The organism is Rhabdonatronobacter sediminivivens (assembly GCF_013415485.1).
Lineage (GTDB): Bacteria > Pseudomonadota > Alphaproteobacteria > Rhodobacterales > Rhodobacteraceae > Rhabdonatronobacter > Rhabdonatronobacter sediminivivens.
The window spans coordinates 22,468-31,021 of sequence record NZ_JACBXS010000040.1 but is presented as its reverse complement, the minus strand read 5'-3'; the positions used below and the strand labels follow the sequence as shown (position 1 = coordinate 31,021).

The following is an 8,554-nucleotide window of genomic DNA, read 5'->3' as shown; positions in this document are numbered from 1 at the left end:
GACCAGCCCGGGACGCGCCCGACCCTCCCGCGGGAGGGCGCATTGCAACGCTGCAAAAAGCTCAGCGCATGGAGGGGCTTGGCTGGTATAAACCGCAACAAACCCAGGGTCCCAACGCGCCCACCCAGGGTCGGGCGCGTCCCTTCGCTCCCGGTTTCGATGTAAGTACAGGAACAGTTTTCCAGACAGGCACTGCCGGATCTTCTTTTCAGCAGGCAGCCTAGAGCGCCAGCCGGGCCAGCCCGGTCAGCAGCAATACCTGCCCCGCAAGAAGGGCCAGCGCGAGTGCCGTGCGGGTTGGCGTGCCACGGGATTGCCGGCCCAGCAGCGCCAATTGCAAGGGCAAGGCGCATAACAGCCCCGCATACAGATAGACGCCCGAGAGGTTGCCGAATGTCCCCGCCTGTGCAAGCGTGGGAGCAACCACACGCAGCGCCTGCAGCGGATCGCCCCCGAAGGCGCCGAACATCAGCGCCGAGCCCCAGAAGACCACTGCATGCAGGGCAATGAACAGGCCCAGCCGCAACAGGATATCGGTCAGGATCAGCCGCCACGGCGCGCCCGCGGGCCCGGCCCCGGTTGCCGCGCGATGCAGCACGATCAGGGCGGCCGCATTCATCACCACCACGGTTGTCACGCCATTTGTCACCACCTGGCGCAGGAATTGCGCCGCCGCCGGGCCGCCTTGCAGCAGATGCGCAGCAAACCCGGGGATCAGCGCCACATAGAGAGCCAGCACCGGCAACAGCCCCGCCAGGCTCAGCAGCAGGACATGCCACAGGAACCGCCCCGCGGGCTGGTCCGGGGAGAGCGCGGCCAGCAATCTGCCCGGCAGATCAGCCCGGGTCATGCGCGGGGGCCTTTCTGGTTATGCCGCGCGGTGCAATGGTTACTGCAGCAGCGGCATGGGATCGACGCTGTTGAATCCGTCGCGGACCTCGAAATGCAGGAAGCTGGGGTCGCCCGCGCGCACGGTGGCGATGACCTGGCCACGGCTGACGCGGTCATTGCGTTCGACCCGCAGGTCATCGATATTGGCATAGACCGTCAGCAGATCGCCTTCGTGGCGGATCACCATGATCGGCACGTTGTTGGTGTCACGCGTGATTGCGGCCACCGTCCCCGAGGCCGCCGCCCGCACGCTGCTGCCCGCGCTGCCGGCGATTCCGATCCCGTCAAACCGGCCCGGCGAATAGGCGCGAATGATCCGCCCGTCCAGCGGCATAGACAGGCGCGCGGCGCTGGCCTCGGTCCGGTCCTCGACCATTGCGGGGGGGGAGGGGCGCTCTTCCTCGGCCGCCGCGGCGGTTTCACGCTCCGAAGGTGCCTCTTCCGGCATGGGTCGGGCGGCGCTGGGTGGGGTCGGCGTGCTGCTGCCGCTGCCCGGCGGCGGGGCTGCGGCGGCGGTGCGGGTCTCTTCCTCTTGCGCCTCGGCGTTCCGGCGGGCGGTCTGGGCGGCGGTGGGGATGGTCAGCACCTGCCCCTCGCGCACGCGCATTTCCGGGTCCAGCCCGTTCCAGTCCGCCAGCGCGCGCGGGGTCACGTTATAAAGCCGCGCGATGGAATAGGCGGATTCGCCGCGTTCCACCCGGTGGCGCTGCGGGGCATCGGCCTGTGACGGTTGCGGCGCGGCGCTGGGGCGTTCGGTGCCCTCGGCGCGGTCGATGGCGGTTTCGGCCAGGGTGGTGATCTCGATCTCGCGGCTTTGGGCTGGAGCGGTCGTGGCGGGCACCTCGCCCGGAAGCGCCAGAACCTCGCCGCCCCGCAGGTTGGTATCCGGGGTCAGTGCGTTGAAGCGCGCCAGTTCGTCCGGGGATACGCCCACGCGGTTGGCGATATCGGCAACGCTGTCACCGCTGCGGGCCACGGCCACCTGGAAATTGGGATATGTGATCACGCCGCGGTCATCGGGGCGCGGCCTGGAGGCCGATACCTGCCGCGCCGCATCCGCAGTGGAAAACCCGTTGTCGGCGCTGCGCAGGTCCAGATCGAAATCCGAACACGCCCCCAGCGCCACCACCGCGCCCAGGGCCGCAACCCAGCCCACCCTGCGAAAACCCTTGCTGTCCATGCCTTGCCTCAATGCTCTGTCCTCTGGCCGGTTCGGCCCAAAATGCCCCCTGTTCCCGGAGGTTCGGTTACGGTGGCGTCAATCCTCGCCCAGCCCTTCGACCATTGGCACAAAGCGCACGGGGCACAGTTCCTCGTATTCGAACCCTGCCTCGGTGCGCAGCACCCGGATCAGGCTTTGCACGGTATCGGACTGTCCCACCGGCACAACCATGATACCCCCGATTCGCAACTGGGCCAAGAGCGGGCCCGGAGGGTCCTCGGCGGCCGCTGTCACGATGATGCGATCAAACGGCGCCTGTTCCGGCAACCCGTGGGAGCCATCGGCCCGGATGCAGGTGATATTGCTCAGCCCCAGCCGGTTGAAGACCTGCTGCGCCTCTTGCTGCAGGCGGCGGTGGCGTTCCACCGTATAGACCCGCCGCGCCAGCACCGACAGCACGGCGGCCTGATAGCCGGACCCGGTGCCCAGCTCCAGCACCTTGTCGCGGGGGCCGACCTCCAGCGCCTGGGTCATCAGCGCCACGACCGAGGGCTGGCTGATGGTCTGGCCGCAATTGATCGGCAGCGGCATGTCCTCATAGGCGCGTTCGGCGAACAGGCCGCGCACGAATTCCCCCCGGTCGATCTTTTCCATGGCCGCCAGCACGCGCGGGTCCGTCACCCCGCGCGAACGGATGGTATAGACGAAGCGCATCTTGCGCTCGGCGATCTCCTCGGGGGTTGCGCTCATTCCAGCGCCTCGCGCACGCGGGTCATGTCATCATGGGCGGTCAGATCGGCGCGCATGGGAGTGACCGAGATATAGCCCTCAAGGTTCGCCGCCGCATCGGTTCCCGGCGCCGTGGGCAGGTGCTGCGGCCCGCCCTTGATCCACAGGAACTTGCGCCCCGAGGGCGAGATGTGCGGCTCCACCCCGAAGAACGTATCCTTGCGGTAGCCCTGGGTGGTGACCTTCATCCCCTTCACATCCGCTCCGGCGATGGGCGGGAAGTTGACGTTATAGAACAGCCGGTAATCGCCCTGGTCCCAGATCCCGCGCTCCAGCAGGCGGCGCACGGTGGCGGTGCCATGGACCGCCGCCGCATCGAAGATCGAGGGCAGGTCCTCGGACAGCGGCCCCATGTATTGCGACAGCGCAATCGCCGGAAGCCCCTGCAGCGCGGCCTCCATCGCGCCGCCGATGGTGCCGGAATAGAGCACGTTTTCAGCCGCGTTGTTACCCCGGTTCACGCCCGAAAGCACCAGATCCGGCCGCGCGCCCTGCAGCACATCGTAAAGCCCGGCCAGCACGCAATCGGCGGGGCTGCCTTCGGCGGCATAGCGGCGCGTCTCCAGCTTGGCGATCATGGTGGGGTGGGTGTAGCTGATGCAATGGCCGACACCCGATTGTTCGAAGGCCGGGGCGACGACCCAGACCTCTCCCTGCGGGCCGGCGATCTCGGCGGCGATGGTTTCCAGCACCTTCAGCCCCGGCGCATTGATGCCGTCATCATTGGTGACCAGAATCCGCATATGTGTCCCCTTGCCTGTGCTGTGCATGTTCCCGCCCTGATTAGTGCCCGCAGGGTGCAGTGTGAAGCGGTTTTGCGGGAAAAACACCCACCGTGCGGTGCCTTCGCGGCCCCGAAACCTGTTTGCGCCATTCTGCGGCGGTTCCTGATCCAGCAGAAAGACAGTGCAATGCAGACCGTGCGCCAGATCGCCACAGCGATCGTCGCCCGCGAGGGCGGCTTTGTGAACGACCCCGATGACCCGGGCGGGGCCACCAATTTCGGGGTGACCATCCATACCATGCGCCGCCTGGGCTTGGACCTGACCGGCGATGGCCGCGTGACCGAGGCCGATGTCCGCGCCCTGACCCGCGACCGGGCCATCGAAATCTATATCGAACACTACTTCCGCCGCCCCCGGATTTCCGAACTGCCCGAGCCGCTCTGGGCGACCGTCTTCGACATGCAGGTCAATGCCGGGTCGAACGCGGTGCGGATCCTGCAGCGGCTGCTCAATGACATGGGGCAGGATGTGGTGGTGGACGGGATCATCGGCCCGCAGACCATCCGCGCGACCCATGCGGCCTATGCCGGTGCGCCGTCGCATATGGCCGATGCCTACGGGATCGCCCGGCGCAACTATTACTACGCCATCGCCGACCGGCGCCCCGCCAGCCGCAAATACGCCCGCCGCCGCGATGGCGGCAAGGGCGGCTGGATCACCCGCGCCGAGGAGTTCATCGCGCCCCGGTTTCACCTGACCGAGGCCCAGCACCGTGAAAGGACCCGCGCATGGGGATGATCCACTCGCTTTTCGGGCTGATCTTCGGCACCGCAGGCAAGGCGCGCGCCGTCGGCCAGACCGTGACCTCGGTGGCCGAGGTCTTTCGCCCCAACGCCACCCGGCAGATGGAGCTGGGCCATGACGCCTTCATGGCCGTCCATGCCAGCCACGCCGCCGAATACCAGCACGCCCGCCCGGGCTGGTTCGATACGTTCGTCAACGGGCTGAACCGCCTGCCGCGGCCCATGCTGGCGATCGGCACGCTGTCTCTCTTTGTCTATGCGATGGTGGATCCACCGGGGTTTGCCCTGCGGATGCAGGGCCTGGCCGAGGTGCCCGAGCCGCTGTGGTGGTTGCTGGGTGCCGTGGTGGCCTTCTATTTCGGCGCGCGCGAGGCGCATCACCTGCGCCATGACAGCATCCGCAAGCCAAAGGTCCTGGCCGCGCCGACAGATGTGCCCAAGCCCGCCAGCCCCAAGGCGCAAGCGCCTGCCGCAGATAACCCCGCCCTGACGGAATGGCAGCGCGACAGCGATCCCATGGCTCGAAGCTGATGCCGGCGTAGGGTGGGCCTGGCCAGGGAGCGCTTCGACGCCCCCAAAGAAGGGCAAACGCGCCTTATTCGCGCACGACAAACCGCAAGGTTTCACGCCCGCCCGGGGTGCGGATATCCAGCTCCCACCGCCCGGGGCGGGTCAATTGCCCGTTCGCCACCAGAAGCGTCTCTTCGGCGCTGTGCAGATCAAGCGTGATTGGCGCGTTCTCGGACGGGCGCAGGCTGATTTGCGGCGGGGTCTCATGGCCCGGGTGCTGCACCTGCACATCCACCCGGTAGCTGCCATCGATGGCAATCTGCATCGCCACGGGCGGGTCAACGTCCTGTGTGCGCAGATGCAGCATCTGATTGGCGCCGATGATCGGCAACGGGTCGCGCACGAAAAGCTGCACGCTGGCCATGGTGCCGATGAAGCCCAGCACAAGCACCAGCATCACAATGGCAATGGATCGAGGGGACATGAGGGGCAGGCACTCCGCTTGAACTGGATCGCAGGCCTGCTCTACGCGCTCGGCGCGCGCTTGTGAACCACGCAAGCGCCTGAACTTGCCGCGACCGGTGGCCGCGCTTGCGCGGGCGAATGAAAAACACCGCGGCCCCGAAGGTCCGCGGTGTATCTGCGTGTTTCAGTCAGGCCAATCCGGTGGCCTGCAGGCCCGATCCCTCAGGCCGCCGCCAGATCGCGCAGCACGTAGTGCAGCACGCCGCCATGTTCGACATATTCCTTCTCGATCGCGGTATCGATCCGGCACTTGAGCGTGATGGTCTTTTCGCTGCCATCGGCGTAGCGGATGGTGCAGGGCACCTCGGACAGCGGTTTCAGATCGCCCTCCAGCCCGGTGATGGTCACGACCTCATCGCCCTTCAGGCCCAGCGACTTGCGCGTGTCGCCGCCGGTGAACTCGAACGGGATCACGCCCATGCCGACCAGGTTGGAGCGGTGGATACGCTCGAAGTTTTCGGCGATCACGGCCTTGACGCCCAGAAGCGCCGTGCCCTTGGCCGCCCAGTCGCGCGAGGAGCCCGCGCCATACTGCTCGCCGCCAAAGATCACCAGCGGCACGCCCTGATCCTGCCAGGCCATGGCGGCGTCAAAGATCGACATCTGGCTGCCATCCGGCCCCAGCGTGTAGCCACCCTCAACCCCGTCCAGCATCTCGTTGCGGATGCGGATATTGGCGAAGGTGCCGCGCATCATCACCTCGTGGTTGCCGCGCCGTGCGCCATAGCTGTTGAACTCACGCACGGGAACCTGACGTTCCACCAGATACTTGCCGGCGGGAGTGCTGTCCTTGAACGACCCGGCGGGGCTGATGTGGTCGGTGGTGATCATGTCGCCCAGGATCGCCAGAACGCGGGCGCCTTCGACATTGCTGATGGTCCCGGGGTCCTTGCTCATGCCCTGGAAATAGGGCGGGTTCTGCACGTAGGTCGAACTCGCGGGCCAGTCATAGGTCAGCGCATCGGTGGTTTCGACCGACTGCCACTTCTCGTCGCCCTTGAACACATCGGCATAGCGCGACTGGAAGGCCTCGCGCGTGACGGTCTTTTCCACCAGCTCGGCGATCTCCTGCTGGGTGGGCCAGATGTCCTTCAGATAGACCGGGTTGCCGTCATGGTCCGTGCCCAGCGGTTCGGTGGTGATGTCCACATTCATGTCACCCACCAGCGCATAGGCCACCACCAGCGGCGGCGAGGCCAGGTAATTCGCGCGCACATCCGGGCTGATGCGCCCTTCGAAGTTGCGGTTGCCCGACAGCACCGACACCCCGATCAGATCGTTGTCATTGATGCATTTGGAGATTTCGGGCGCCAGCGGGCCAGAGTTGCCGATGCAGGTGGTGCAGCCATAGCCCACCAGGTTGAAGCCGATCTTGTCCAGATCCTCCTGCAGGCCCGCGGCTTCCAGATAGGCGCTGACCACCTGGCTGCCCGGCGCCAGAGAGGTTTTCACCCAGGGCTTGCGGTTGAGGCCCTTTTCGGCGGCCTTGCGCGCCACCAGCCCGGCCCCGATCATCACGTAAGGGTTCGAGGTGTTGGTGCAGGACGTGATCGAGGCGATCACGATGGAGCCGTCATGCAGCTGGTAATGCTTGCCATCGGGGCTGTTGACATAGCCGCGGGCATGGTGGCCTTCGTCACCGGGGATCGCGGTCGGCTCGGGCGCGCCGCCTTCGCCCTCCCAGCGGAGCTCTTCCTTTGGCGTGGCGTCCTTGCCCTCGCGCTGGCCCTTCACATAGGCGGTGAAGGTGCGCGCGGCCTTGTCCAGCGCCACGAAGTCCTGCGGGCGCTTGGGGCCGGAAATGGCCGGGACGATGGTGCCCATGTCCAGTTCCAGCGTGTCGGTATAGACCGGGTCATAATCCGGGCCGCGCCAGAAGCCGTTTTCCTTGGCATAGGCTTCGACCAGGGCCACGCGGTCCTCATCGCGCCCGGTGTTGCGCAGGTAGCGCAGGGTTTCATCGTCGATGGGGAAGAAGCCGCAGGTGGCGCCGTATTCGGGGGCCATGTTGGCGATGGTCGCGCGGTCGGCCAGCGGCAGGTTGTCCAGGCCGGGGCCATAGAATTCCACGAACTTGCCCACCACGCCCTTGGCGCGCAGCATCTCCACCACCTTCAGCACCAGATCGGTGCCGGTGGTGCCTTCGCCCATTTCCCCGGTCAGCTTGAAGCCCACCACCTCGGGGATCAGCATGGAAATCGGCTGGCCCAGCATGGCGGCCTCGGCCTCGATCCCGCCGACACCCCAGCCCAGAACGGCGGCGCCGTTGACCATGGTGGTGTGGCTGTCGGTGCCCACCAGCGTGTCCGGATAGGCGACGGTCTCGCCGTTCTGGTCCTCATCGGTCCAGACGGTCTGCGACAGGTATTCCAGGTTCACCTGGTGGCAGATGCCGGTGCCCGGCGGCACCACGCGGAAATTGTTGAACGCCTTCTGACCCCATTTCAGGAAGGTGTAGCGCTCGATGTTGCGCTCATACTCGCGGTCGACATTCATCTGGAAGGCGCGCGGGTTGCCGAATTCGTCGATCATGACCGAATGGTCGATCACCAGATCCACCGGGTTGAGCGGGTTGATCTTTTCCGGGTCGCCCCCCAGCGCCTTCAGCCCGTCGCGCATGGCGGCAAGGTCCACCACCGCCGGCACGCCGGTGAAATCCTGCATCAGCACGCGGGCGGGGCGATAGGCGATCTCGCGCGGGTTCTTGCCGCCCTGTTCGGCCCAGGTGCCAAAGGCGCGGATGTCATCGACGGTGACGGTCTTGCCATCCTCGAAGCGCAGCATGTTCTCCAGCACCACCTTCAGCGCGGCGGGCAGTTTTGAAAACGCGCCCAGCCCTGCGGCCTCGGCGGCGGGGATGGAGTAATAGGCAACGCTGGCGCCCCCGGCGTTGAGCGTGCGGCGCACGCCGCTGCTGTCCTGTCCTGTGATGATCGTCATGGTCTGGCCTCCCATCTGGGTTGCTGAACGGGGAAATCTGGCATGGACATGCCTTATTGCGCGGCTTCAATCAAGGGGCGTGCGGCAATTTGTATACCGTTGTGCACAAAAAATCTCGTCTTCCGGGGTGCCACGCCCCATTGTGGCCCTCTCAAAACCTTGATTGGCTGGTCAAGGGATGCTTCGTTACATACCGGGAACGCAATCAA

At 66.2% G+C, this 8,554-nt stretch carries 8 protein-coding genes; 2 read left to right on the top strand and 6 right to left on the bottom strand.

All coding sequences use genetic code 11. The annotated features are described in order from the left end of the window. Positions 1–220 precede the first annotated feature (220 nt). From HUK65_RS15185 to surE, 4 genes are all read right to left on the bottom strand, one after another. Positions 221–850, bottom strand: a complete 630-nt coding sequence (locus tag HUK65_RS15185) for a hypothetical protein (protein WP_179907123.1) — start codon at positions 848–850, stop codon at positions 221–223. Positions 851–889: 39 nt separating this feature from the next. Next, complete coding sequence (locus tag HUK65_RS15180; protein WP_179907122.1) at positions 890–2,071, bottom strand: LysM peptidoglycan-binding domain-containing protein; 1,182 nt, start codon at positions 2,069–2,071, stop codon at positions 890–892. 78 nt (positions 2,072–2,149) lie between these two features. Next, on the bottom strand, positions 2,150–2,803 hold the full coding sequence (locus HUK65_RS15175; protein ID WP_179907121.1) for a protein-L-isoaspartate(D-aspartate) O-methyltransferase: 654 nt from the start codon (positions 2,801–2,803) through the stop codon (positions 2,150–2,152). Beyond that, positions 2,800–3,585: a 5'/3'-nucleotidase SurE gene (gene surE / locus HUK65_RS15170; RefSeq protein ID WP_179907120.1), complete on the bottom strand. Its 786-nt coding sequence runs from the start codon at positions 3,583–3,585 to the stop codon at positions 2,800–2,802. The genes HUK65_RS15175 and surE overlap by 4 nt, the downstream gene beginning before the upstream one ends. A gap of 168 nt (positions 3,586–3,753) precedes the next feature. On the opposite strand from surE, the gene HUK65_RS15165 reads away from it, so the two are divergent. Both HUK65_RS15165 and HUK65_RS15160 read left to right on the top strand, forming a co-directional pair. Beyond that, entirely contained in the window at positions 3,754–4,365 is a 612-nt protein-coding gene (locus tag HUK65_RS15165; protein ID WP_179907119.1) for a holin-associated N-acetylmuramidase, read from the top strand. Beyond that, positions 4,356–4,901, top strand: coding sequence for a holin family protein (locus HUK65_RS15160; protein ID WP_179907118.1), 546 nt, complete (start codon positions 4,356–4,358; stop codon positions 4,899–4,901). Before HUK65_RS15165 ends, HUK65_RS15160 begins: the two co-directional genes overlap by 10 nt. 64 nt (positions 4,902–4,965) lie before the next feature. Here HUK65_RS15160 and HUK65_RS15155 read toward each other — a convergent pair whose 3' ends face one another. Continuing rightward, a complete protein-coding gene (locus tag HUK65_RS15155) occupies positions 4,966–5,364 on the bottom strand; it encodes a hypothetical protein (protein ID WP_179907117.1) in 399 nt (132 codons plus the stop codon). 203 nt (positions 5,365–5,567) lie between these two features. Then, positions 5,568–8,345, bottom strand: a complete 2,778-nt coding sequence (gene acnA, locus HUK65_RS15150) for an aconitate hydratase AcnA (protein WP_179907116.1) — start codon at positions 8,343–8,345, stop codon at positions 5,568–5,570. Positions 8,346–8,554: the final 209 nt, after the last annotated feature.

What these genes read in the sequence shown, in the direction of transcription:
- HUK65_RS15185 (WP_179907123.1), bottom strand. Translation starts at nt 850, where the DNA reads ATGACCCGGGCTGATCTGCCGGGCAGATTGCTGGCCGCGCTCTCCCCG.
- HUK65_RS15180 (WP_179907122.1), bottom strand. Translation starts at nt 2,071, where the DNA reads ATGGACAGCAAGGGTTTTCGCAGGGTGGGCTGGGTTGCGGCCCTGGGC.
- HUK65_RS15175 (WP_179907121.1), bottom strand. Translation starts at nt 2,803, where the DNA reads ATGAGCGCAACCCCCGAGGAGATCGCCGAGCGCAAGATGCGCTTCGTC.
- surE (WP_179907120.1), bottom strand. Translation starts at nt 3,585, where the DNA reads ATGCGGATTCTGGTCACCAATGATGACGGCATCAATGCGCCGGGGCTG.
- HUK65_RS15165 (WP_179907119.1), top strand. Translation starts at nt 3,754, where the DNA reads ATGCAGACCGTGCGCCAGATCGCCACAGCGATCGTCGCCCGCGAGGGC.
- HUK65_RS15160 (WP_179907118.1), top strand. Translation starts at nt 4,356, where the DNA reads ATGGGGATGATCCACTCGCTTTTCGGGCTGATCTTCGGCACCGCAGGC.
- HUK65_RS15155 (WP_179907117.1), bottom strand. Translation starts at nt 5,364, where the DNA reads ATGTCCCCTCGATCCATTGCCATTGTGATGCTGGTGCTTGTGCTGGGC.
- acnA (WP_179907116.1), bottom strand. Translation starts at nt 8,345, where the DNA reads ATGACGATCATCACAGGACAGGACAGCAGCGGCGTGCGCCGCACGCTC.